The following is a 22,826-nucleotide window of genomic DNA, read 5'->3' on the forward strand; positions in this document are numbered from 1 at the left end:
GGTTCGCAGGTGGAGAAAATCAACGGCAGGGAATGTTGCTGAGACCTTCGCCGGCCCCTGTGAACTTGTTGTCACAGGCAACTACGTTGGCGGCGGGCTGGCGCAGGGCGATGGCCAGACCGGGTCCGTCGACGGTCGCGATGTTGCCGGTGAAGACGTTGTGGTCTCCCCAGCCCTTCAGGATCTGGTGGGTCTGGAAGCCGTCCTGGGTCGACTTCATCCCACTGTTGCCCTTGATCAGCCAGTTGTTGCCCTTGACGTCGACCCAGGAGTCCGCGCCGGTCAGGGCCGACCCGTCGAAGGTGTTGCCCTCGACCAGTCCACCGGTGGTGCCTTCCTTGATGTCGATCGCCTCCGAGGTGGTCTGCGACATCTTGTTGCCCTTGACGACGTTGCGGTCGCTGCGGTCGGGCTGGCAGTTGTTCGTGGTGCACCAGTTGCTGACCGCGGAGCCGATGTAGACCCCTTCGCCGAACTTGTCGCGGCGCAGGCCGGTCTTGGAGATGGTGTTGTTCAGGACGACGTTGTCGGTGGAGTTGGCGCGCAGGTGGATCGCCTCGTCACCGACGTCGTGCACGGTCAGCCCCTGGACCACCGTGCCGACGGTGGTGTCGGCCATCACCCCCTTCTGACCGTTCGTGACGGTGAAACCCACCAGCCGCCAGTACTTGGCCTTGTTCAGGTGGAGGACGTAGCCACCCTTGATCCCGTCGCCGTCCAGTACCGCGCCCGTTCCGCCGCACAGCCAGATCGGCTGCTCCGCGCTGCCGGACGCCTGGGTGACGAACTTCCCGGTGTACTTGCCGTCCTCGAGGGCGATGCTGGCCCCGGGGGTGGCTTTCGCCAGTGCTTCTTCCAGGCTCTTGGTGTCGGTCACCGTGACGGTCGCCTGCGGACAGGTGACCGCTGCCGAGTTCGGCAACGGGCCTTGCCCGGCGGCCGCCGCGTTGGCGATCAGCGGCGCATCGGCGGGCTTTTTCTTGCCGTCGTTGCCCTCCTCCTCTTCGCCGGAGTCGTCCGGTGACTTGGACTCGGTCGGGGACGACTCCGTCGTGCTGGGCGGATCGGTCGGGTCGTCGGTGATCGGAGGGATGCTGGGCTCGGGTGGGACGACCGGGATCGACGGCACCGCCACCGGCGGCGCCGATGACCGGTCATCCGGCCAGGCGGCGGCCACGATGCCACCGCCGAGCAGCAGGACCGCCCCGGCCGCGCTGCCGGCGATGATCAACTCACGCCGGGAAAGCTTGTTCAGCCTGGTCAGTTCGAGCAGCCGGCTCAGCCGGGTCATCTGGCTCCCAAATGGTTTTCGTTGGACGCGGGCACGGTGGCGGCGGACAGCGTCCGGCCGTCGGTGACCGGCGCCTTGTCGGCGTACGGGTGGACCACGCGCCGGATCCGTCGGGATCCGCGGGCGGCGGTGAAGATCAGCAAGGCGGCCAGGAACAGCCACATCGCCGTCAGCGGCTGCAGGAACCGCTTGAGCGTGACCACGAAGGGCGTGGTGTCGTGCCAGTGACCGTCGTCGTTCTTCCAGCGGTGCATGTTGACGTCGGCCGCGCGCTTGGTGTCGATCGCGCTCGGGCCACGGCCGCTGATGGTGTTCTCGGTGACCTTGGTCTCGTTCACCGAGCCGACCAGCGAGATCGCGTGCGAGTCGGCGTCGGACAGCGTGTTGCGCTGCACCGTCGCGGCCGAGTCGCGGACGTAGACGCTGGTGTTGCCGCCGCTGACGATGTTGCCGGTGACAACGGACTTGTTGACGCCGTCGCGGATCGCGATGCCCTGCCGGATCGGCTTGGTGACCCGGTTGCCGACGATCGAGACGTCCTCGGCGCCGCCCCGGACCACGACACCCATGTCGTTGCCCTGCAGGTCGTTCGCGTTCACCCCGATGTTGGTGCCGCCGATCACCTCGACGCCGTACCGGGCGTTGTCCACCAGCTTGCTGTTGGAGACGGTGTTGTTGCCGTAGCTGCCCAGGCTGGAACCGGTCGCGCTCGGGCCGTCGGCCAGCGGCAGGCCGGACATGGTCAGTCCGTTGCGATGGTTGCGGCTGGCCTCGATCTCGGACAGCACGATCCCGGTCGTTGCCCTGGACAACACGAAGCCGTCACCGGCGTTGCCGTCCGCGGTGCTGGAGTCGACCACCGCGTTGGTGACGTAGCGGTGCATCACCAGGCCGTCGACCAGGCTGTCGTCGAACTTGCTCTCCCGGATGTCGAGCCCGTTGGCGCTGGCCGCGAACAGCCCGAACGCGTTCCGCTTGACGGTGGTGTTCTGGATCAGCGCGGACACGTAGCTGTACTCCGGGTCCGCGATGTCCACCTCGGGCAGCGGCAGCTTGCCGGCCGGCAGCACCTGGCTGAGGCTGTTCTTGCCGGCGCCGTCCAGGCCGGTCGGGCTGCCGGCGGTGGTCTTGTTCGCGTCCTTCTCCGCCTGACGTTCCTTGGTGGCCCGCTTGCCGACCCGCATCGTCTCGCCGAGCTTGTCCAGCGAGCCGCTGTTCGGGCGGTCGGTACCGGTCAGCGACAGGCCACCGGTGCGGCCGCTCCAGAACCCGAGGTCGGACAGTTCGGCGTACCGGAACCGGACCTGGCCGCCGAGTGAGCGGATGTAGGCCCGGCCGTCGTTGGTGAGGGTGTCCGGGCCGTCGTTGTCGCGGTTCCAGCTGGAGATCCGGACCGGCCGGCCGTTCGCGCCCTGGACGTTCAGCACGCCGCCGTAGTTGACGATCGAGACGAAGCCGTTGCCGTCACTGGCCAGCCGCAGCGTGAGGCCGCCGGACGAGGCCAGGTTCAGGGTGGCGCCGTTCTGGATCACGACGTGCTCGGACAGCAGGTAGCCGCCGTCCGGCTGCCGGATGAAGGTCTGCGGGGCGAGCCCGAGCAGGTCCTTGATCGTGTACACCTCGCGGCGCGGGGTCAGCACCAGCGTGTACGCCGATCCGGTGGCGATCCGGTACGGCGAGTTGAGTGAGGTCTTGCTCCAGCGAGCCAGCGAGTCGACCGTGCGCACCTCGACCAGCCGGCGGTCCTCGTCGGCGACGTACGCCGCTTCGGCCTCCGGGTCACCCGGGTAGGGCAGCCGGTCGATCGTCTTGTCGTCCTTCGCCTCGCCGGGGGTGGTCGGCTGGTCGGAGTCCGGCGGCTGGGTCGCCTTGGGGGTGGTGCTGCCCGGCTTGACCGCACTGGGGGTCGCCTTGGGGGTCGGCGTCGGTGAGGCGTCGGTGGTACCGGCGGCGGTGGACTGCATCCAGACCAGTCCGGCCACGCCGAGCACCCCGACCACGACGACGGCACGCCAGAGCTTGCGGCCCTTCTTCGGCGCGGTCATGAGGCCGGCTCCGTCTGCAGGTTGCCGGCGGCGTGCTTGGGCTGGCCGGCCTCGTGGTGCAGAGCCGGCTGCAGGGTGGGGGTGGCGGTCTGCTGGTTCTTCTGGATCAGCGAGGCCGCGTCCTGGCCCTCGCCGCCGACCGAGTCCTCGGAGCGGGTCAGCCAGCCCTGGTGGTTCATCGTCACGAACGCGTACAGCTTGATCGGCAGCGCGATCAGGATGACCGTGACGGCGATCAGAGGCAGCAACAGGATCTCGCCCGGATGTCTGCGCAGGTGGGAGATGCCGCGGATACCGCGGGCGATCGTCATCCAGACCGCGGCCAGGGTGAAGCTCTGCCAGGTCCAGTCGAGCCGGCTGAACACCATGTAGCCGATGGTGATGCCCATCGTCACCGGCGTCAGCAGGATCTGCAGCACGGTCACCTTGGTGACCAGCGGCACCCGCCACAGCCAGCCCTTGTAGACGGCGGTCAGGTAGCAGCGGTACGAGTTGCGGCTCCAGCGGATCCGCTGCTTGGCGAACGCGCGGAAGGTGGCCGGGAACATCGACAGCGCCTTGGCTGACGACTGGTGCACGGTCTTGTAGCCGGAGGCAAGCACCAGCCAGGTCAGCCGGCCGTCGTCTCCGGCGATACAGCGCCGGCCGAGGAAGAACTCGTTCTCCAGGTTCTCCAGCACCGGCAGCACGACACTGCGCCGGTACGCGCCGGTGCGGCCGGAGACGCAGGCGACCGCGCCGGCCCGGCCCATCGCGGGCACGTAGTCGTAGTACCGGAGGTTGACCAGCCAGTTGGCGACCCGGCGCCAGACGCTGGTGGTGCGCTCGTGCACGTTCTGCTGGGTGCTCACCGCGCCGACCTCGGGGTCGATGAACGGGCGCTGCACGGCCTTCAGCAGGCCGGGCTCCCAGCTGGTGTCGGAGTCGACCAGGACCAGTACCTCGGAGGTGGCGATCCGGATCCCGACGCCGAGCGCCGAGCGCTTGCCGGCGTGCTTGAACAGGATCGGGTTGATCCGCGGGTCGTCCAGCGCGACCAGCCGCTCGTAGGCCTCGGTGTCCGCGACGTCCAGGACGATGATGATCTCGTCCGGGTTCTGGTGCCGCCAGCTCTCCAGGCAGCGCATCAGAATATCGGGATCCTCATGAAATGAAGGAACCACCACCGAGGTGGTGGTGGTGAAGTCGTTCTCGATCGGCCCGGCCAGCCGGGACAAGAAGAACCGGTAAAGCCACAGGGCCCAGACGACAATTCCGGCGGCCGCCAACGGGACCAGATTTCGCCATTGGGAAAGGTCGTCCGTCGAAAGGGAGAAATGGGAAATGCGGTCCCAGATCTCGGCCAGACTCAATCGACTCATGGGCAGACTCGACACAATCATTCCTTAACCCCCCACCGCACAATGCGGTCGAATTTTCACCCGACCACACCCCTGGGTCGGGTGACGCCTCGCGACCGGCCTCACGTCGGTCGTCCTGCGAACGGCTGCGGACAGTCACCAACTTGCTCGCAGCCTCCGTCGAAAGTAGTCGCCCCCGCCGTCGGCGTCAACGCGATGCGGCCAGCCTCGAAACTAACCGTTACACAACCGGAGTGCTGCCGACTTGGGGATCGTTCACGCAACATTAATCGGCGGGTAACACAGGTTGCGGCGGCATTTCCGCCGGGCTGGCTCGCATGCGAGACTTGGTCAATGCGGAATAGGTCACGGCTGGTGAGGAGTTGTTTACTCGCGATTGCGGTGACCGGTGCGCTGGTGGGTTGTAGCGACGACGATTCGCCGTCGGCCGGGGGCTCCGCGCCACCGTCGCCGCAGCCGTCCGTCACCGCTCCGAACACGCCGGGCACCCCCTCCACCACCAGCACCACGCCCGGTACGACGCCGACGCCCGCGCCGGACCCGGAGTGCGCCCCCGGCCCCGGCCGGACGGTCAAGGAGCTGCCGCCGCTCACGGTCGCCGAGGTGGCCGTCCCGGCGCTGACCTACGACTCAGGCGGCCAGCAGAAGACCGCGATGGAAGGCTTCACGCTCCCCGCGCAGGTCATCCCGGCCGGCTGCGTGATCCGGTACGACGCGCCTGGGGGCTGCCTGGGTGCGATCAAGATCACTGGCGCGACGATCCCGCCGGTGACGATCCCGGCCGGCACGGTGGGCGGGACGGCATTCCCGGCCGTGACGGTGGCCGGCAAGGTCGCGCCGGCCGTGACGTCGCCGCAGATCTGCCAGGTCGAGACCAAGGGCGTGCTGCCCACGGTGACCCGCAAGGGCGTCGTACGGCGTGGGGTGTCCCGGAGCGGCGCCGCCCGGCCCGGAGGCTTCGTCCGCGGTGAGGGCGACGTCCCGGACCTGCGGGTCCAGACGGTGAAGGTGCCGGAGCTCAAGCTGCCCGACGTCGACGTCAACCCGGCCCGGCTGGAGTCGCGCAAGCTGCCCGGCCAGGACAAGGTCGACGTCTTCACCGGCGAGGGGACGGTCTCCTACGTGGCGCCCGGGGACGTCCTGTTCGACACCGACCAGGCGACGATCCGTCCGGATGCGGCCAAGGCGTTGCACGCCATCGCGCTGAAGATCAAGGCCGCCTCGTCCACCGCGAAGCTCCGGGTGGAGGGTCACACCGACGATCGCGGTGACGCGACGTACGGGTTGCGGCTGTCCGAACGGCGGGCCCAGGCGGTCGCTCTGTACCTGATCAAGACCGAGCATTTCGCCGCCGGGCAGATCACCACGAAAGGTTTCGGCGAGGCGGCTCCGGCCGTTCCGAACAGTTCGGATGCCAATCGGCAGAAAAACCGCCGGGTGGTCATCACGGTCGCCGCGGGCTGATCCTTACCCGTCAATTACCGGCGGTGATTCTAAACGTCCGTTTGAATATGTCTCGGACCGGTTTGTCCATTACCGCCGGGTCCACGGACTGAACGTCCGGTTGAGCGTAATGGCCACCGACGTAGTCTGGATTGTCATGAGCCCCGGGATCATCGTGCTGGTCAGCGCCTTGGCGCTCGGCGTCACGTTGAGTGTGCTCAAGTCCCGTTTCGACGGCCGGTTCCGCGGCACCCGCGCGGTCCGCCGGCCGACTGGTGAGAAGGATGCGGTGGAGGAGAGCGTGACGGCGGCGGAGCGGGTCCTGGCCGCGGACTTCGGTGGCGAGCTCGGTGAGCGAGCCACCTTGCTGCAGTTCTCGTCGGCCTTCTGCGCGCCCTGCCGGGCCACCCGGCGGACGCTGCTCGAGGTCGAGTCGATGGTCGAGGGGGTGCGGCACGTCGAGCTGGACGCCGAGTCCCACCTGGAGCTGGTCCGCCGGCTCGGCATCATGCGCACGCCGACCGTGCTGGTGCTCGACGCGACCGGGGCGATCGTCACCCGCGCCAGCGGCCAGCCGCGCAAGGCCGACGTGATCGCCGCCCTCGGTGCGGCCATCGACGCGGGCAGCTCGGCCGACCGGTAGCTGCCCCGGATAGCGCCGCGACCTCCTGGTACGTGATGCTTTGGCGATGAGCTTCCCCGCCGGCTGGTACGACGATCCGCAGGACCAAACCCAGCAGAGATACTGGGACGGCGGATTCTGGACGGACTATCGCCGCCCCCGCGAGGGCCCGCCGCCGTACCAGGGCCAGTTCGGGCAGCCGGCGGCTGGACAGCCGGGCGGCCCGCAGTACGGCGTACCGGGGCAGGGGGCTCAGCAGGGCCAGCACGGGCACGGGCCGGGTCTCGGCCAGCCGGGGATGGGCCGCGAGGGCTACGGGCCGCAGCAGGGGTATCAGCCGCAGCAGGGCTTCGGCTACGCGCCGCGGGTGCCGGCGACGCCGGACGGGCAGCCGCTGGCCGGCTGGTGGAAGCGGGTGCTCGCCAAGTTCCTCGACGGACTGCTGCTGTTCGTCCTGACCATGCCGTTCGCCGGCTACTTCTACTGGCAGGCGATCAAGATCCTCGCCGACCAGATGGAGTACGAGTTCAACCGCGCCGCCAACGGCGATACGACAACGCCGACGATGACCGAGCTGCCGCCCGAGGTCTACAAGTGGCTGCTCCCGGTGGCCGCGATCTCGCTGGTCATCTCGTTCCTGTACGAGTACTTCTTCCTGACCCGCAAGGGCGCCACCCCCGGCAAGATGGCGGTCGGCATCAGCGTGCGGCTGCGGGACGTGCCCGGCCCGCCGCCCGGCTCGGCCGTCGCCAAGCGGTTCGGCACCGACTACGCGTTCCAGTTGCTCGGCTGGATCCCCGTCGTCGGCACCCTGTTCAGCTTCCTGGGCCTGATCAACTACCTCTGGCCGCTGTGGGACGACAAGAAGCAGGCCCTGCACGACAAGGTCGCCGCCACCAACGTGGTGATCGGGTCCTCGCAGCGTCACTAATATCACTATGTGATCAGTTGTCTCACCAACTGGGACCATTGCTGGTGGTCCCAGTTGCTTTCCGTACTCTCGGGAGCGTGGAGTACACGACATGGCTGACCAAGCGCAGGGCAGTGGACAACTGCCGCATGCGCTCGTCCCTGTGTCGTACCCACTGACCAGGCGGCGTCCCGAGCGCTCCGGAACCGGTAGCTGAGCACGGTTCCAGTACGTCGCCTCCCGCACTCCCCGGGCGGATCCGGCTCGCACCACCTCCTTCTCCGGGAGTCGTCATGTCCAGCAAGACGGCAGCACCGCATCCCCAGGTCGATCCGCGCGGACTCCGGTTCGCCGCGGCGCTGACCACGGTCGTCCTGGCGCTCACTCTGGTGCTGAACAACCCGTGGCCCCTGGTGGTCCAGGCCGTCGTGTTCGCGATCTCGGTCGCCTTCGGCGTCCAGGCCTCGCCGTACGGGCTGCTGTTCAAGCGGCTGGTCCGGCCCCGGCTCGGCCCGCCGATGGAGCTGGAGGACGCGGCCCCGCCGCGGTTCGCGCAGCTGGTCGGCCTGGTCTTCGCCGTCCTCGGCCTGATCGGGTACTTCGCCGGCGTCGAACTGCTCGCCGTGGTCGCCACCGGGTTCGCCCTGGTCGCCGCGTTCGTCAACGCCGCCGTCGGACTCTGCCTCGGTTGCGAGGCCTATCTACTGATCCATCGCATTCGTACGCCATCCACCGCTACTACTTCTTAGGAGCAGCATTCATGAGCAGGGAATCCTCGCTCGTCTCGGCCGACTGGGTCGAGGAGCACAAGAGTGACGCCGGCGTTGTCCTGATCGAGGTCGACGAAGACGTTTCGGCGTACGACGCCGGCCACATCGCCGGTGCGATCAAGCTGGACTGGAAGCAGGACCTGCAGGACCAGGTCCGGCGCGACTTCGTCAACCAGGAGCAGTTCTCCGCGCTGCTGTCCGAGCGCGGCGTGAAGAACGACGACACGGTCGTGCTCTACGGCGGCAACAACAACTGGTTCGCGGCCTACGCGTACTGGTACTTCAAGCTGTACGGCCACAGCGACGTCCGGCTGCTCGACGGCGGCCGCAAGCGCTGGGAGCTGGACAGCCGCGAGCTGACCGACGACGCCGTCAAGCGCGAGGCCACCGAGTACCAGGCCAAGGAGCCGAACCTCGAGATCCGGGCGTTCCGCGACGAGGTCGAGAAGGCCATCGGCGTCAAGAACCTGGTCGACGTCCGCAGCCCCGACGAGTACGCCGGCCGGCTGCTCGCCCCGGCCCACCTGCCGCAGGAGCAGGCCCAGCGCGCCGGGCACATCCCGACCGCGGCCAGCATCCCGTGGAGCAAGGCGGCCAACGACGACGGCACCTTCCGCGCCGACGACGAGCTGAAGACCCTGTACGCCGACGCCGGCGTGGACTTCGGCAAGGACACCATCGCGTACTGCCGGATCGGCGAGCGCTCGGCGCACAGCTGGTTCGTGCTGCACGAGATCCTCGGCCAGGAGAACGTCAAGAACTACGACGGTTCGTGGACCGAGTGGGGTTCGCTGGTCGGCGTGCCGGTCGCGCTCGGCGACGAGCCCGGGAAGGCCTGACATGTGCGGCGCGAAGAAGGGCGGTCTCGACCTCAAGGGGGTCGACATCGACAAGGAGGCCGTGATCCAGGGCCAGGTCCTGCGCGGCGAGGAGCCGGTCGGTGGAGCCTACGTACGGCTGCTCGACTCGTCCGGTGAGTTCACCGCCGAGGTCCCGACCTCCGCGACCGGGCACTTCCGTTTCTTCGCGGCGCCGGGCAGCTGGACGCTGCGCACGCTGGCCCCGAAGGCGGAGCCGGTCGACCGGCAGGTTGTCGCGCAGTACGGCGAGGTGGCCGAGGTGGCCGTCGCCGTCTGATCTACGCTGCTGACCCCGAAGGGCCCGTTTGCTTGCGCGACGGGCCCTTCGGCCTGTGTCAGTCCAGGTTGTAGTAGATGTCGTCCAGCCGGCCGTGGTACTGGTCGCCGTTCGTGCCGGTACTCCGGGCGCCGAGCGTGACCGGCATCCCGGTCGGGTTGATCACGTACGCCGCCGGCACGGTGACCGAGCCGCGGACCACGTTGTCGACCAGGATCTGCAGGTCGGTGGCGGTGCGCTGGCAGGTCACCTTGTGCCAGCTGCCGTCGGCGACCCCGACGCTCGACAACGCCTTCTTCGAGTTGAGGCCGCCGGCCTCACGGGTGATGCAGCTCGGCCGCCCGGCGACCGCGTCGTCGACCTGGAGCTTCCACTGCGAGGTCTCCGAACTGCCCTTCTGGAACACGTTGGACCCGTGGTCGCTGGTGAGCTCGGCCAGCGTGACGTTGAGCCAGGCGCCGTAGCTGAACAACGCCGTGCCCGGGTTGAGGTCCGCCGCGTCCGGGCTGGTGATCTGGGCCCTGGGGCAGGTGCCGGCGCAAACCGCCGGGAACTGCACCGCCTTGCCGATCCCGTCGCGGCCCGGCGAGACGGCGGTGATCTGGCCGCCGTTCGCGGAGACCGCGGTACCGGTGTGGCCCTTGCCGGAGTCGTCGGCCACGGTGGTGACGACCGCGCTCACGCTGTCGAACTTCCAGCGCAGTTTTTGGGAGACCGCCAGGGCCGGTCCGGCGGTCGCCGCCAGCAGTCCGAGTGCGGCCAGTCCTACCAACGGTGCTCGCAACATGCTTCCCCCTCGTTGCCTGGTCAGATCCTGCGGACGCTAGCAACGAGTAACCGCGGCTGACTGCTGCTCGGCGGCTGCAACTAGCTGCAAAATCAGCGACTTCGTGTGGTTTCGCTTACACGGTTGGAAGTTACGCGCAAGATCACAGTTCTCACGGGGCGGTGGATTGGATAACGGTTTGATCTCGGAGAGGGTTCAGCTCGTTACCTACCGCGACCGGCTGAGTTGTGTCTGTGTCCTGGCCCGCTCACTAGGGTCACGTCATCACTCAGGGAGGAGGGGTCATGAGACCCCGCATCGGATACAAGAAGCTCGCTGCCGTAGGAGTTGCGGCGGTTGTCGGCGTAGCTTCGACGATCGCGTTGACCTCAGGTTCGGCCTCGGCCGCGCCGGTCTTTGGTTACAGCGGTTACTCGTTCGGCACCAGCGTCGAGGCCGGCATCGTGGGCAGCGACCCGACGGTCGTCAGCCAGTTCAGCTGCACCACCAAGCCGGGCGCCTCGGACAAGAACACGCTCGCCACCGCGAACGTGAACAAGCAGGCGATCGCGCAGACGGTCAGCACCAACACGTACTCGTTCAACGACGCGCGTGGCAACGGTGTGACCAGCAACGCCACCGCCGCTGACATCAAGGTCGGCAACCTGCTGCACCTGGTCGGCGCCAAGACCACGACTACGTCGGTCTACAAGAACGGCCAGCTGTCCTACAGCGGCAGCACCACCTTCGCCGCGGTCAAGATCGGCGGCGTCAACGTTCAGTCGCTGCTGAAGCCGAGCACGAACTACAAGGTCGCCGTTCCGGGCCTGGGCTACATCGTGCTGAACCGCGTCGGCGGCGTGAAGACCAGCGCCGGCCAGTACTCGTACTCGACCGCCGTCGTGATCCACGCGAACGTCAAGAACCAGTACATCCCCGAGGGTGTGGACGTCGCCGTCCTGAAGACCCGCGCGGAGATCACCAAGCCGGCCACCGCGATGGTGATCGGTGACGCGTTCGGTTCGTACGCGCACGTCGACAAGCTCGTCAAGGCCGGCAAGACCGCCTACCAGGCCACCTGCCAGGGCACGGAAGGCAAGACCGTCCGCAACGCCACCGGCGAGGTCGTCATCCCGAAGGTCGCCTACGTGGGCGCTGTCTACACCACGAAGAACGGCTACGCGGGACCGGAGAAGTCGGCCATCAACTTCACCTCGCACATCGCGGGCGTGAAGGTCGGCACCCTGCAGGTCGGCGCCATCGAGTCCTCCGCCTCCGCGTGGAAGACCAAGGACGGCAAGGTCGGTCTGAACCACTCCTCGAGCGTCGCCTCGATCAAGGTCGGCAACAAGACCTACAAGGTCGAGACGGGCCCGAACAGCACCCTGGACATCCCCGGCGTCGCCAAGCTGACCTTCAACCAGGTCGTGCGTCAGAGCCGGTACGTGTCCGTCAACGCCCTGGTGATCGACGTCTACAGCCTGAACACCAAGGTTGTCCTCGGCCACTCGGCCGCCGGTGTGATCGGCTGATCCAGCCAACCACCTAGCCTCGCTGAGCCGAACCTCACCGATTCAGCCAGGTAGCTTCATCAGGACCCCCGGGTCCGGATCCACGAGATCCGGAGTCAGGGGTCCTGTCTTTGGGTCAGGCGTCGGGGCGGGCGTCGCGCCGGGCGTCTTCGAGTCAGGCGTCGGGGCGGGCGCCGATCGGGTCAGGCGTCGAGGATCAGGGTGACCGGGCCGTCGTTGGTCAGGGCAACCTGCATGTCCGCGCCGAACCGGCCGCGCTCGACCTTGGCGCCGAGGGCTTCCAGGGCGGCGCAGAAGGCGTCGTACAGGGGCTCGGAGATCGGCCCTGGGGCGGCTGCGCTCCACGACGGGCGCCGGCCCTTGCGGGTGTCGGCGTACAGGGTGAACTGGCTGATCGCCAGGATCGGGGCCTGCTCGTCGGCGCAGGAGCGCTCGTCGCGGAGGATCCGCAGGGTCCAGATCTTCGCGGCCAGCGCGGCCGCCTTCTCGGCGGTGTCGTCATGGGTGACACCGAGCAGGACCATCAGCCCCGGCTGGTCGATCGCCCCGACCACCTCGCCCTCGACCGTGACCGACGCCTGACTGACCCGCTGTACGACTGCTCTCATGGGTCCATCCTGTCGTGCCGGACATCGTCCGGTAATCGAGGCCCTTCGCCGCGAAATATCCCGTTTCAGGCCCGGATCTGGCACGATTCGTTTCATGACGTCGACGTTGATCACCGTTGCACCCACCGGCGCCGAGACCACCAAGGCGGACTGCCCGGCGCTGCCCACCACGCTAGAGGAGCTGGTGGAGACCGCGAAGCGCTGCGAGGCGGCGGGGGCCGCGATGATCCACATCCACATCCGGGACGCCGAGCACCGGCCGTCGCTGGACCTGGGCCGGCTGACCGAGACGGTGACCGCGGTCCGGGAGAACACCGCGCTGATCGTGCAACTGTCCACCGGCGGTGCCGTGACGGATCCGTTCGACCACCGTCTGCGGGTGCTGGACGCCGCACCGGACTCCTGCTCGCTGACGATGGGCACGGTCAACTTCGGCGACGACGTTTTCATGAACCCGTGGCCGTTCGTCACCGAGCTCTACCAGCTCAGCCAGCAGCGCGAGGTGGTGCCGGAGTTCGAGCTGTTCGACCTCGGCCACGTGGCGGCGCTCAACCGGCTGCTGGACAAGTTCGGCCTGCCCTACGGCGGCAAGGTGCACTGCGACCTGGTGATGGGCGTGCCAGGCGGCATGCCCGGTACTCCGGACGCGTTGGTTGCCGCGGTCAACGGTCTTCCCGCCGGCGTGACGTCGTGGTCGGCCACCGGAGTCGGCCGTACGACGTTGCCGGTGGCGCTGGCCGCGCTGTCGAAGGGCGGCCACCTCCGGGTCGGGATGGAGGACACCCTCACGCTCGCCAAGGGGCAGCCGGTGACCCACAACGCGGAGCTGGTCGAGCGTGCCGCCGCGTTGGCGACGCTGGCTCAGCGCCCGCCGATGTCGCCCGACGAGGCCCGCGACCTGCTGAACGTGAAGCGCCGCTGAAGGACCGCGACGGCGAGGCCGATCACGATGATGGTGGCCTCTAGCAACAACCAGTCGCGCAGGTAGTTCCGCGGCAGGACAGTCGGGTTGGCTCCGGTGCCTTGCCTGATCAGCAACGGGATGGCAATCAGCGTGGTGATTCCGACGTACAGGCCGGTGGTGCGGACGGTGCCGACGATGCGGTGCCGGTCGGGGCCCATCGACCAGCGGGTCAGCAGCCAGCCGGCGGCCAGGGTCAGCGGTACCAGGAAGAAGTCGTCCACCAGGACGGCGCCGCCGAGCCAGAGCGGCAGGCGGATCAGAGCGTCCACGCTGACTGCTTGGAGTAGCAGGCGAAGACCCCAGAGGCCGAGGCCGACTCCTGTCGCACCCAGTGCAGCTCTGGCTGTGCGGATCATCTGAGGACCTCCAGCCGGTGGACCCATTTGGTTTGGAAGACGCCTGGTCGGTTGGGGGCGATCAGGCGAGCGGGGAAGCCGTGGTCGAGGTCCAGGTCGGAGCCGTTCAGGCGTAGCGCCAGCAGGGTCAAGGGATCCTCGGCGAACTGGGGTGGTAGCTCGCTGGTGGCGTAGAAGCCGCCCTTCTCCATCGAGACCACGCGGAGCGGCGAGCCTTCTGGTGCGCCGCAGAGCCGCAGCAGGTCGCGGATCCGGATGCCTTCCCAGCGGGCGCCCTGGCTCCAGCCTTCGACGCAGGCGATCGGGAGATCCGATCGGTTCTGCGGCAGGGCGCGAAGTTGGTCGAGGGAGTAGGAGAGCGGGGATGGGCCGGTCACTGTGAAGCGCCAGTCCGCGTTGACCGCGGCGACGCCGGCGTCCTTCGCGGTGCGGTTGACCGGGAGTCCTTGCGGGCCGATGTTGGGTTTGCGTGGCGCCAGGACGGCGACCGGGCCGAAGGCCGGTACCGACTGGCCGATCGAAGCGATGCCGACCAGCGTGCCGGCGCCGGCGACGGTGCGGAACAGGCCGCGGCGACTGAGGCCGGTGATTGCTGGAGGCAACGAATCGACGGGGTGCTGCGGGATCGGCGTACGGTCGGCTGAGGTGCGGCGCCAGTGGGTGCTGATCAGGGGGAGCTTGACGGCGAGGTGGACGAGCAGGGCGCCGATGATGATCCAGGCGAGCGCGTAGTGCGTTTCCTTGAAGGGGAACGGCCACGGGTACCACTGGAGGGTGTTGAGGAAGCCGATGAAGAGCTCCAGCGCGAGGGCCGAGACCAGGACGAGGATCGAGGCGCGTTCGAGGGCAGTGGCGAGGGCCTGCTTGCTCGGTGGCCAGGGGAGTTTGGCGAACAGCTTGGGGTAGACGGTCCAGAGCTTCGCCAGCAGGAGCGGGACGGAGACGATGCCGCTGAGTACGTGCAGGCCCTGCGTCACGCGGTACAGGGACGCGGGGCGGGTCGGGATCGTGAGCCAGCCGGGTGTCACCTGGGCGAAGTGGCTGAGCAGTCCGGTCAGGAAGCAGATTGCGATCGCCACCCCGAGCCAGCGCCCGAGCACGGTGGCGACCCGTGGATGGTGCAGCGGTGAGGGGAACGACTGCTCGCTGGGTGGCTCCGGCAACTTCATGCTTCTCATCAGAACGCAGGAATCAGCTGCTCGGCGGTCGTGCGCGGTTACTGCTCGCGAACGCCCGCTGGTACGCCGTACCGAGGCTTACGGCTCGCTCACAGGAGTGGAATCCACAGGCTCTCGGCTTGCGTCCAAGCACGATGCCACCTGTTGACCTTAGGCTGGGCAGGTTCGAGTGAAGGGAGAGGGACAAGTGAGGACGCAGCAGCGGTCGTTGGAGGACGACGAGCGCGCTATGGCCGACCTCGCGGAGGTGTCCGACTGGAAGCGTGTCTGGGGTCCGCCCGAGACCGGTCTGGACGCGATCCGCGCCCTGGTGTCGCGGGTCACCGCCGCCACCGGCTGGCGTCCCTGGGCTCCCGGCAACATCGATCCCGACCGCTACACCTGGGGGCTGGTCACCGCGCGCCGTACCGTGATGCTGGTGCTGCCCGACGCCGTACTGCCGGACAGTCCGCGCAGCGGGTGGTCGGCGTACGAGATCGCTCCGGAGGACATCGGCGACGCGCACGACGGGCTCGACGAGCACTGGCCCGGGCAGTTGGAGCTGGCCCGGCAGTACTGGGGCGAGCCGGTTTTCGTCGGTCCGGGGGACGACCCGCGGATTCCGATGGAGTGGCGTGGGCGGCGCCGTCATCTGGCAGTTTGGCTGCGCCCTGGCGCTGAGCTGCACCTATACGCGACCCAGCCCGAGGTGACGCCGGCCAAGGCCAGCGCCGGTTTCGGGTACTCCGTCTATGCGAGCGAGGTGGCCTGATGGCATCGATCGAAGAAGACATCCTGCGGGATATCTATCAGGTGATCCGGATGCTGTCCGCCCGGTTGACCAAGCACCGCAACTCCGACCTGGCGCGGCGGATGCGGGACGCGCAGCTGCGCGAAGCCGCGCGCTCCGAGGAGCGGCGCGCGCTGGTCGAGGACCTGGTGCACGAGCGCAGCAACAACCCGGAGTTCGCCGACGCGCTCGACCGGCTGCCGGACGACGACCGGACGGCGCTGCTGGAGAACGAGGCGCAGTGGCAGCAGGACCAGCGCGACCGGCTGGACGCCGATCCGAGTCTGACGTCGGAGGACATCCAGCGCGAGGTGGAGGAGCAGCGCGACCGGGACCGCAACGGGCTGGACGACAACCGGGACCGTGAGCTGCAGACCGACGAGATCGTCGAGGAGCGGGTCGACCCGAACGGGAACGGTCAGGTCGACGCTGTCGAGCAGCGGCAGGAGGAGCAGCGGGCGCGCGATGCTGAGGAGCGCAGGCGGGCCGAGCAGCAGCGGGCGGAGGAGAACCGGCGTACGGAGGAGGCGCGTGGGGGTGACGTACTGCCGGCGGTTGCTGCTGCTGGAGCTGGGGCGGTTGTTGCTGATGAGGTGGCGGATGAGCTGGAGGAGCGGCAGGAAGCGGCCGAGCTTGCTGAGCAGCAGGAGGCCGGCGAGCGGCAGGAAGCCGCCGAGTTGCAGGAGCCAGCTGAGCAGCAAGCAGCCGAGCAGCAGGAGCGGGACGAGCCGCTGCTTGATGAGGGCGGTGCTGCGCCTGAGGTGATCGGTGAGACAGCTCAGGAGCGGGATGCGCGGCTGGGTGAGCAGGAGCCTGCTGGACAGCAGCGGGATGAGCCGGTGCTGGATGAGGCTGGGGCTGCTCCCGAGGTAATTGGTGAGACTGACCAGCAGCGGGACGCTCGGCTGGGTGAGCAGGAGCCTGCTGGGCTGGAGGAGCCGGCCGGGCAGCAAGCTGTCGAGCAGCAGGAGCGGGATGCTGGGCCGGCGGAGCAGCAGGAGCCGGCTGCGCAGCAGGAGTCGGCGGCACAGCAGGAGAGTGGTGAGCCGGTGCTGGATGAGGCCGGTGCTGCTCCTGAGGTGATCGGGGAGACGGACCAGGAGCGGGACGCTCGGCTGGCCGAGGCTCAGGCTGAGGTTGGGCAGGATGGTGAGTTTGTTGATGCGGATGGTGCTTCGGCTGAGGTGATCGGGGAGACCGATCAGGAGCGGGATGCTCGGCTCGGTGAGCAGCAGGCTGAGGTTGGGCAGGACGGGGAGTTCGTCGACGCGGATGGCGCGGTGGCTCCGGTGATCGGTGAGGACGGGCCGGGGCAGGTCGAACCTCAGGCCGAGGTCGGGCCGCAGGACCAGGGCCAGGACCAGCGCCAGGAGCGGGGCGACGGGCAGGAGCTGGGGGACGCCGGGGAGCAGCCGGGGTTGCCTACCGGTGGGGATCAGGCTGCGGCGGCTCGGCAGGAGGAGCAGAACGGGCGGCAGCGGCCGGATGCGGTGGAGACGACGCTGCAGGAGGCTCGGGAGTCGCGGCAGAACGGGCAGAACGGGCAGGGCGTACAAAACGGTCAGCCGATGTCGCAGGACGAGATCAAGCACCTGCAGGGCTTCCAGAAGGGGCAGGCCGACGCCGCTCAGGCGACTCAGCCGCGGACGGCTGAGCCTGCTGAGGTGGGTGGCAAGACCGCCGGCAACCGCGCCGCCGAGCTCCGAGCGGACAAGGGCGCCCGCCGAGACGGTCCGGGCATCGGCGAGTAGGACAAGTACTCAGTAGACGATGGCCTGCGCGTTGTCGGCGAGGATCTCTTCGGTGAAAGCCGGAGCGCCGGCGATGCGCGTGCCGGGCAGCAGATCTGCCTCGGTGAGCTCGCGACGCTTGACGCACTGGGTACAGGCCGTCAGCTGACCACCGGCCAGCACCGCCGCCAAGAGATCAGCCAGCGGCGCCGCATGCGGCAACTCGAAAGCCTCGGCCCGCCCCGGTACGGCGAACCAAACCGCCTCTCCGGTCAGCCAGAGCGACACAGTTGCACCAGAGGCGACAGCCGTCGCGGCCACCGTGACGGCTTGGTTGGCGCGCTCGGGTTCATCGGCGCCTGCGGTCAGTTTGATCACCAGCGTGCGGGACATCACGCCACCGTAGCCCAGACCGCCGCCGGCATCCCCTAGACTGACAAACGTGCTACACGTCATCTTCACGACCCTGCTGGTGCTCGTCACCATCTTCATGGGCTGGTTCTCGGCCTTTGTCGTCTACCGGCTGTACCGCGGCCGTAGCGCGAGCTGAGGCGGACAGATGGCTTTCGAGATCCCGCAGGACCTGCACCCCGACCTGATGCCGCTCGCCTGGCTGCTCGGCCGGTGGGAGGGTCGCGGCCACGGTGACTACCCGACGATCGAGAAATTCGAGTTCGGGCAGCAGATCGACTTCAGCCACAACGGCAAGCCGTTCCTGCACTACGTCAGCCAGACCTACGTGGTCGGCGAGGACGGCAAGCGCGAGCGTCCGCTGGCGCTCGAGACCGGGTTCTGGCGCCCCAAGCCGGACGGCAAGCTCGAGGTCGTGCTGGCGCACCCGACCGGCTTCGCGGAGATCTGGTACGGCGAGATCGACGGCGCCAAGATCGAGATGCGCACCGACGTGGTGGCCCGGACCGAGACGGCCAAGGAGGTCGCCGCCGGCCACCGGCTCTACGGCCTGGTCAAGGGCGAGCTGATGTGGGCCTACGACATGGCCGCCGAGGGTCTGCCGCTGCAGCCGCACCTCTGGGCCACGCTCGTCCGCGCCTAATTGATAGGGCTCGGCCTCTATCTAGGCGACTACGTTGGAGCTATCTTGCATGGATGTCGCACCGCGCTCATCTGCTCGATCTCGTAAAGACGCTGCCTGCACGGGATTCTCTTCTAATCGCTGAACAGCCTGACTCAATACTCCGGACTGAGGCAGGACAAATTCCTGGGTATGTCTGGCCGGACGTTAGTTGGAAAGATTCGGATCCGGAACCAGCCTCAGTTCTTCTCGTCACAGCGCCGGGAGCGATGGGTAAATCTGCTGCCGCAGAATCGGTCGCCAGGTACCTACATTCTCCAATCATAGATCTAGCTATGCTGCGGGTTGGGCACGACACGTTGACTGGCAGGTTGGCAAATGTGCTTGGATGGAGTGTTGCTCCTTCTTTCATCGATGAGTTACAGCGCGGGCGAGCTGCGCTGGTTTTAGACTCACTTGATGAGGCGCAACTCTTATCTGGGAGGGAGCACTTTATTGCTTTCCTGAAGAACGTTTCGGAAACTCTTGGCGCTAGTCCGGCTCAGGCAAGGCAAGTTATTATTTTCGGTCGAAAAGATTCTGTGGAGACCGCATACTTGGCTCTATCTGATTTCGGAGTTAAAGCTGAAATTTGTGAGATAAATGCACTTTCATATGGGCAGAGTTGCGAGCTGATCGATAATACCTTAGATAGGCGTGAAGAGAGCGGTGTCCCATATCGAGTGCATAGAATTCACTCGGAGCCGTTCGGTGAATTGCGGAATGAGGTCTTCCGTGATCTAGCGAAAGCGCTAAGTGGCGAGGAGGGGAACACGGGGGAATACTGGGAGGCGGCCGAGAATTTCTTGGGCTATCCGCCAGTCTTGCTTGTTTTATCAGAGCGACTCGCGGTAGAAAATCCCGCCGCTGCTCTGGCGGATGGGGGCCTGTTGTCGCTCGAGCATGGAGGTGCAGGGCTTGCTCGCGGCTACCTTCTGATGCGCATCGTTGAAGGTATTCTAAATCGCGAGGCAAATAAGGTCCGCGAACAGATAGCTAAGTCTCTATCTCTATCTTCTGAAGATTGTAGGACGTTATACACTAATGAGGAGCAATGCCTTCGAGTTTTAGGTGTAACATCTTCAATCTCGTTCGATTTGGTGCCCCCGCTTATGCTGGACGCAGCCGATAAGGTTCTGTATGAAGAGCAGATAGCATCGTTTGCTCTGGATCATCCGTTCCTGAGCGATCGAGATTTCTCAAACATTGTATTCTCAGACTACGTTAGAGCTTTCGTAGCTACATCGCCCACAAGTGAGTTGTTTGGCGTTCGCCGCTCTGACCTCCTAGCAGCGTGTCGAGTAGCGGGACCATTCTTTGCTCACTTTGCTCATAGCCTGAGCGCTCGAATTGGACTTGAGGGGCGTGATGGCCCAGTCCAGCCAAATTCTATTGCGCAAGTCGACGAGCTTCTAATTGATGAATTGATACGTTCATATGCGGCCGGAACGCCGGCTCTCACTATGGCGTCGTATGCTGCCAGCTCAGAACGGGGCGGTGCCGTTTTGATGCTTGAAGAGTATCCGGACCGGCGCGGTGACAGCCTTCTCTTTGAAATACCAGAACCATCGGGAGTTCTGGAGCTTTATTCTCCACTATCGCGGTGCATCGTGGTCTCGGATCACGGTGTTGTACTTGCGGCGCGCGGAGACGAGTTTGAGATAGGCCCGAATGTCGTATTCGTCGTAAGTGAAATCCAAATCAATGCATCGAAGGTGACTGTGTCGGATGAGTCTGGCGAGGTTGCCAGTGTTCTAATCGTTGCTAGGGAATTGAGTCACCCGCCGGACATGCGGGTCACCGCTTATCCCCCTGATTCTCTTCGAGTGCATGTTCCTGGTGCAGGTTTCCAATGGAGGCCCTTCATTTTCAAGATCTCGAAGAATGAGGCTGGAGTCGAGCCGGCTATCTCGCACGAGGTGTTCTTTTGGATCCGCCGGATTATCATGTCTTTCCGCTCAGGCGCTGGAGACAATCCCAGTTTGTTTGGTGAAATGTTCGACCGTCTAATAGTCGGTAGCAGTCGTGTCGCCGAAGCCACAGCTGATGCACTTATAGAGTTGAAAATTGTTATCCGTAGATCCGACCTCTATGTGTTGGATCTAGGTGTGCTCTCGACTTTCCAGGTGAGTTACGCTGCTGTTAAGGGGCCGGATTTCATGGACGCTTTGAAGTCCCTGCAAAAGCGAGTGCTGGAGACAGACGCGATACGCAAAATGCCAAAAGATTGAGGAGGCGAAGTCTCGTCCTAACTCTCGGACACCCACGAGTACTCGACCTTCGGTCGCCCGCTTCGTCCGTCGTACCGTTGCGTACGGAGCGCCTGTCCCTGGTCGGCCAGGTGTTCCAGATACCGCCGCGCGGTGATCCGCGAAGTACCGATCGACGCCGCGACCTCTTCCGCGGTCCAGCTCTCGCGGTTGCCGAGCAGCGTCACCACCCGATCCAGCACCGAGCCGGCCAACCCCTTCGGCACTGACGAGCTAGTTGCTGGATGCAACAGTCGGTCGACCTCGTCCTGATCGGCGACGACCTGACCGTCCTCCGCGGCGCGTCGCTGCCGCGCATAGGCGGAGAGCCGATCTCTCAACGTTTCAAAGGCAAACGGCTTCAGCACGTACTGCACGACCCCGATCCGCGCAGCCGCCTGTACTGCGGCAACCTCCCGCGCCGCAGTCACGGCAACCACATCAGTCTGGTTGCCCGCAGCACGCATTCGCCGTACGACGTCGAGCCCGTGACCATCCGGCAGATTCATGTCCAGCAGGACCAGATCGATCTCTCCCCGGCTGAGTACGTGCAGCGCGCGAGCCGCAGTACCGGCGAGGCCGACGCAGACGAACCCCGGCAGCCGATCGACGTACACGCGATGAGCCTCAGCAGCGACCGGATCGTCCTCGACCACCAAAACGCGCAAATCAGGCACTAGCACTCACCGCCCGAGGTAGCCGCACCCGCACAGTCAACGCCGGTACTTCGTCCAGCTCGGAGTCAGGGTCCACCATCAGCGTCCCCTGCCACCGCTCGACCGTACTGCGAACAAGCACCAACCCCAGCCCATGACCCGGCTCGGCCTTCGTCGTCCACCCACGCTCGAACATCCGAGCCAACTCCGTCGCCCCCAACTCGGCCCCGGTGTTGGTCACCGCGAGATCGATGAACTCCGCACTCGTGGAAGCCTTCAGCTCAACCCTTCTGGGCGCCGGACCGCCACGCGCGGCCTCGACCGCGTTGTCCAGCAGATTGCCGACCACCGTGACGATGTCCTGCGCAGGCAGCTTCGTGTGCAGCGCCTCCGAGCCCAGCTCGAGCGTGAGCAGCACACCCCGCTCCTGCGCCTGAGCCAACTTGGCCAGCAGCAACGACGCCAGGACCGGATCCCCGACGGTGCCGACCACGCGATCCGTCATTGCCTGCGCGAGCTGCAATTCGGAGACCGCGAACTCCCGCGCACGCTCCGGCCGCCCGATCTCGATCAGGCTGACGACAGTGTGCAGCCGGTTCGACGCCTCGTGGTTCTGCGCCTGCAGCGACTCGGCCAGGCTGCGAACGGCGTCCAGTTCACCCAGCAAGGCCTGCAGTTGGGTGTGGTCCCGCAGCGTGACGATCCGCCCGGACCGGGCCGGTTGCTGGTTGACCACGACGACGCCGAGGGCGCCGAGATGCAGTTCGTCGTACGCCGTCCGTCCGGCGCTGAGCAGGGCGGACAAGGTGGCCGGCAGGTGCAGATCCTGCACCGTCGAACCTGGCGTGACCTGGTCCAGACCGAGGAGCCGACGGGCCTCGTCGTTGATCAGCTGGACCTGACCGTCGGTGTCGATCAACAACAGACCCTCGCGGGCGGCCCGTAGTACGCCTTCGTAGAAATCGAGCATCCAGGCGAGTGACTGGGTGCCCATCCCGCGGGTCGTACGGCGTACGCGCCAAGTGACGAGGGCGTTGCCGGCCACCGCGACGCCGAGCACCAAGCTGGCGACCCCGAGCAGGGACCGGAACTCGAGCTGGATCAGATCACCCCAGCCGGGCGGCGTGATACCGGCGGAGGCGGCGTCCCGGTCAGCCTGGGAGCGGGTCCGGGCCAGCAGCACGAGCCAGATCAGCGCGACCATCACCGCGGCCGTGGCGGACTGCAGCCAGAGCACCTGGCGGCGGAGCTCCCACGGGCGGCTGGTCATGCCGACATTGTGCACACCAGTCGTGACAGTGGCATGCCGCGCGGCGCGCTATCCGGACAGCTGGCGAACGATATGAACGAAATGCGCAGTTGTCCTG

22 protein-coding genes are annotated in these 22,826 nt (G+C 66.6%); 12 read left to right on the forward strand and 10 right to left on the reverse strand.

The annotated features are described in order from the left end of the window. Positions 1–19 precede the first annotated feature (19 nt). From AB0P21_RS38105 to AB0P21_RS38115, 3 genes are read right to left on the reverse strand one after another with little or no spacing between them, the layout of a single operon-like run. Complete coding sequence (locus AB0P21_RS38105; RefSeq protein WP_363703788.1) at positions 20–1,291, reverse strand: hypothetical protein; 1,272 nt, start codon at positions 1,289–1,291, stop codon at positions 20–22. After that, the gene (locus AB0P21_RS38110; protein WP_363703790.1) at positions 1,288–3,336 is read right to left on the reverse strand and encodes a right-handed parallel beta-helix repeat-containing protein; all 2,049 of its coding nucleotides are present in this window, start codon (positions 3,334–3,336) and stop codon (positions 1,288–1,290) included. Before AB0P21_RS38110 ends, AB0P21_RS38105 begins: the two co-directional genes overlap by 4 nt. Continuing rightward, on the reverse strand, positions 3,333–4,697 hold the full coding sequence (locus AB0P21_RS38115) for a glycosyltransferase (protein ID WP_363703792.1): 1,365 nt from the start codon (positions 4,695–4,697) through the stop codon (positions 3,333–3,335). The genes AB0P21_RS38110 and AB0P21_RS38115 overlap by 4 nt, the downstream gene beginning before the upstream one ends. Before the next feature lie 396 nt (positions 4,698–5,093). On the opposite strand from AB0P21_RS38115, the gene AB0P21_RS38120 reads away from it, so the two are divergent. The 6 genes from AB0P21_RS38120 (at position 5,094) to AB0P21_RS38145 (ending at position 9,579) form a co-directional block, all read left to right on the forward strand. Next, positions 5,094–6,161: an OmpA family protein gene (locus tag AB0P21_RS38120; protein ID WP_363703794.1), complete on the forward strand. Its 1,068-nt coding sequence runs from the start codon at positions 5,094–5,096 to the stop codon at positions 6,159–6,161. 136 nt (positions 6,162–6,297) lie between these two features. Further along, a complete protein-coding gene (locus tag AB0P21_RS38125) occupies positions 6,298–6,783 on the forward strand; it encodes a thioredoxin family protein (protein WP_363703795.1) in 486 nt (161 codons plus the stop codon). A gap of 46 nt (positions 6,784–6,829) precedes the next feature. Then, positions 6,830–7,693, forward strand: coding sequence for an RDD family protein (locus tag AB0P21_RS38130; protein WP_363703797.1), 864 nt, complete (start codon positions 6,830–6,832; stop codon positions 7,691–7,693). 272 nt (positions 7,694–7,965) lie between these two features. Next, the gene (locus AB0P21_RS38135) at positions 7,966–8,421 is read left to right on the forward strand and encodes a DUF4395 domain-containing protein (RefSeq protein WP_363703799.1); all 456 of its coding nucleotides are present in this window, start codon (positions 7,966–7,968) and stop codon (positions 8,419–8,421) included. A gap of 11 nt (positions 8,422–8,432) precedes the next feature. Then, positions 8,433–9,281, forward strand: coding sequence for a sulfurtransferase (locus AB0P21_RS38140; RefSeq protein WP_363703801.1), 849 nt, complete (start codon positions 8,433–8,435; stop codon positions 9,279–9,281). Position 9,282: 1 nt separating this feature from the next. Continuing rightward, positions 9,283–9,579 (forward strand): DUF1416 domain-containing protein, encoded by a 297-nt coding sequence (locus AB0P21_RS38145; protein WP_363703802.1) that lies wholly within the window; start codon positions 9,283–9,285, stop codon positions 9,577–9,579. Between the two features lie 58 nt (positions 9,580–9,637). Here the strand turns inward: AB0P21_RS38145 and AB0P21_RS38150 are convergent, their stop codons facing one another. Next, positions 9,638–10,366 (reverse strand): LamG-like jellyroll fold domain-containing protein, encoded by a 729-nt coding sequence (locus tag AB0P21_RS38150; protein ID WP_363703804.1) that lies wholly within the window; start codon positions 10,364–10,366, stop codon positions 9,638–9,640. Positions 10,367–10,650: 284 nt separating this feature from the next. Here AB0P21_RS38150 and AB0P21_RS38155 point away from each other — a divergent pair, with 284 nt between their 5' ends. Continuing rightward, positions 10,651–11,877: a choice-of-anchor P family protein gene (locus AB0P21_RS38155; RefSeq protein WP_363703806.1), complete on the forward strand. Its 1,227-nt coding sequence runs from the start codon at positions 10,651–10,653 to the stop codon at positions 11,875–11,877. 182 nt (positions 11,878–12,059) lie between these two features. Here the strand turns inward: AB0P21_RS38155 and dtd are convergent, their stop codons facing one another. Beyond that, positions 12,060–12,485, reverse strand: a complete 426-nt coding sequence (gene dtd / locus AB0P21_RS38160; RefSeq protein ID WP_363703808.1) for a D-aminoacyl-tRNA deacylase — start codon at positions 12,483–12,485, stop codon at positions 12,060–12,062. A 94-nt stretch (positions 12,486–12,579) separates the two neighbouring features. Here dtd and AB0P21_RS38165 point away from each other — a divergent pair, with 94 nt between their 5' ends. Continuing rightward, positions 12,580–13,407, forward strand: a complete 828-nt coding sequence (locus AB0P21_RS38165; protein ID WP_363703810.1) for a 3-keto-5-aminohexanoate cleavage protein — start codon at positions 12,580–12,582, stop codon at positions 13,405–13,407. On the opposite strand, the gene AB0P21_RS38170 is transcribed toward AB0P21_RS38165, so the two are convergent. Then, positions 13,347–13,805 carry a hypothetical protein gene (locus AB0P21_RS38170; RefSeq protein WP_363703812.1) on the reverse strand — a complete coding sequence of 153 codons (459 nt, stop codon included), beginning with the start codon at positions 13,803–13,805 and terminating at the stop codon, positions 13,347–13,349. The genes AB0P21_RS38165 and AB0P21_RS38170 overlap by 61 nt on opposite strands. After that, positions 13,802–14,974, reverse strand: a complete 1,173-nt coding sequence (locus tag AB0P21_RS38175; protein WP_363703814.1) for a molybdopterin-dependent oxidoreductase — start codon at positions 14,972–14,974, stop codon at positions 13,802–13,804. The genes AB0P21_RS38170 and AB0P21_RS38175 overlap by 4 nt, the downstream gene beginning before the upstream one ends. Before the next feature lie 196 nt (positions 14,975–15,170). Between AB0P21_RS38175 and AB0P21_RS38180 the strand changes: the two genes are divergently transcribed. Both AB0P21_RS38180 and AB0P21_RS38185 read left to right on the forward strand, forming a co-directional pair. Next, complete coding sequence (locus AB0P21_RS38180; RefSeq protein ID WP_363703816.1) at positions 15,171–15,734, forward strand: hypothetical protein; 564 nt, start codon at positions 15,171–15,173, stop codon at positions 15,732–15,734. Beyond that, a complete protein-coding gene (locus AB0P21_RS38185) occupies positions 15,734–17,503 on the forward strand; it encodes a hypothetical protein (protein WP_363703818.1) in 1,770 nt (589 codons plus the stop codon). Before AB0P21_RS38180 ends, AB0P21_RS38185 begins: the two co-directional genes overlap by 1 nt. A 9-nt stretch (positions 17,504–17,512) precedes the next feature. On the opposite strand, the gene AB0P21_RS38190 is transcribed toward AB0P21_RS38185, so the two are convergent. Further along, the gene (locus AB0P21_RS38190) at positions 17,513–17,875 is read right to left on the reverse strand and encodes a DsrE family protein (protein ID WP_363703820.1); all 363 of its coding nucleotides are present in this window, start codon (positions 17,873–17,875) and stop codon (positions 17,513–17,515) included. A gap of 166 nt (positions 17,876–18,041) precedes the next feature. On the opposite strand from AB0P21_RS38190, the gene AB0P21_RS38195 reads away from it, so the two are divergent. Further along, entirely contained in the window at positions 18,042–18,536 is a 495-nt protein-coding gene (locus tag AB0P21_RS38195) for an FABP family protein (protein WP_363703822.1), read from the forward strand. Between the two features lie 314 nt (positions 18,537–18,850). Further along, a complete protein-coding gene (locus AB0P21_RS38200; protein ID WP_363703824.1) occupies positions 18,851–20,785 on the forward strand; it encodes a hypothetical protein in 1,935 nt (644 codons plus the stop codon). A 17-nt stretch (positions 20,786–20,802) separates the two neighbouring features. On the opposite strand, the gene AB0P21_RS38205 is transcribed toward AB0P21_RS38200, so the two are convergent. Next, a complete protein-coding gene (locus AB0P21_RS38205; RefSeq protein ID WP_363703826.1) occupies positions 20,803–21,480 on the reverse strand; it encodes a response regulator in 678 nt (225 codons plus the stop codon). After that, positions 21,473–22,729 (reverse strand): ATP-binding protein, encoded by a 1,257-nt coding sequence (locus AB0P21_RS38210; RefSeq protein WP_363703828.1) that lies wholly within the window; start codon positions 22,727–22,729, stop codon positions 21,473–21,475. The genes AB0P21_RS38205 and AB0P21_RS38210 overlap by 8 nt, the downstream gene beginning before the upstream one ends. Positions 22,730–22,826 lie beyond the last annotated feature (97 nt).

It is taken from the genome of Kribbella sp. NPDC056861 (genome assembly GCF_040687575.1).
In the GTDB taxonomy this organism is placed as follows: Bacteria; Actinomycetota; Actinomycetes; order Propionibacteriales; family Kribbellaceae; genus Kribbella.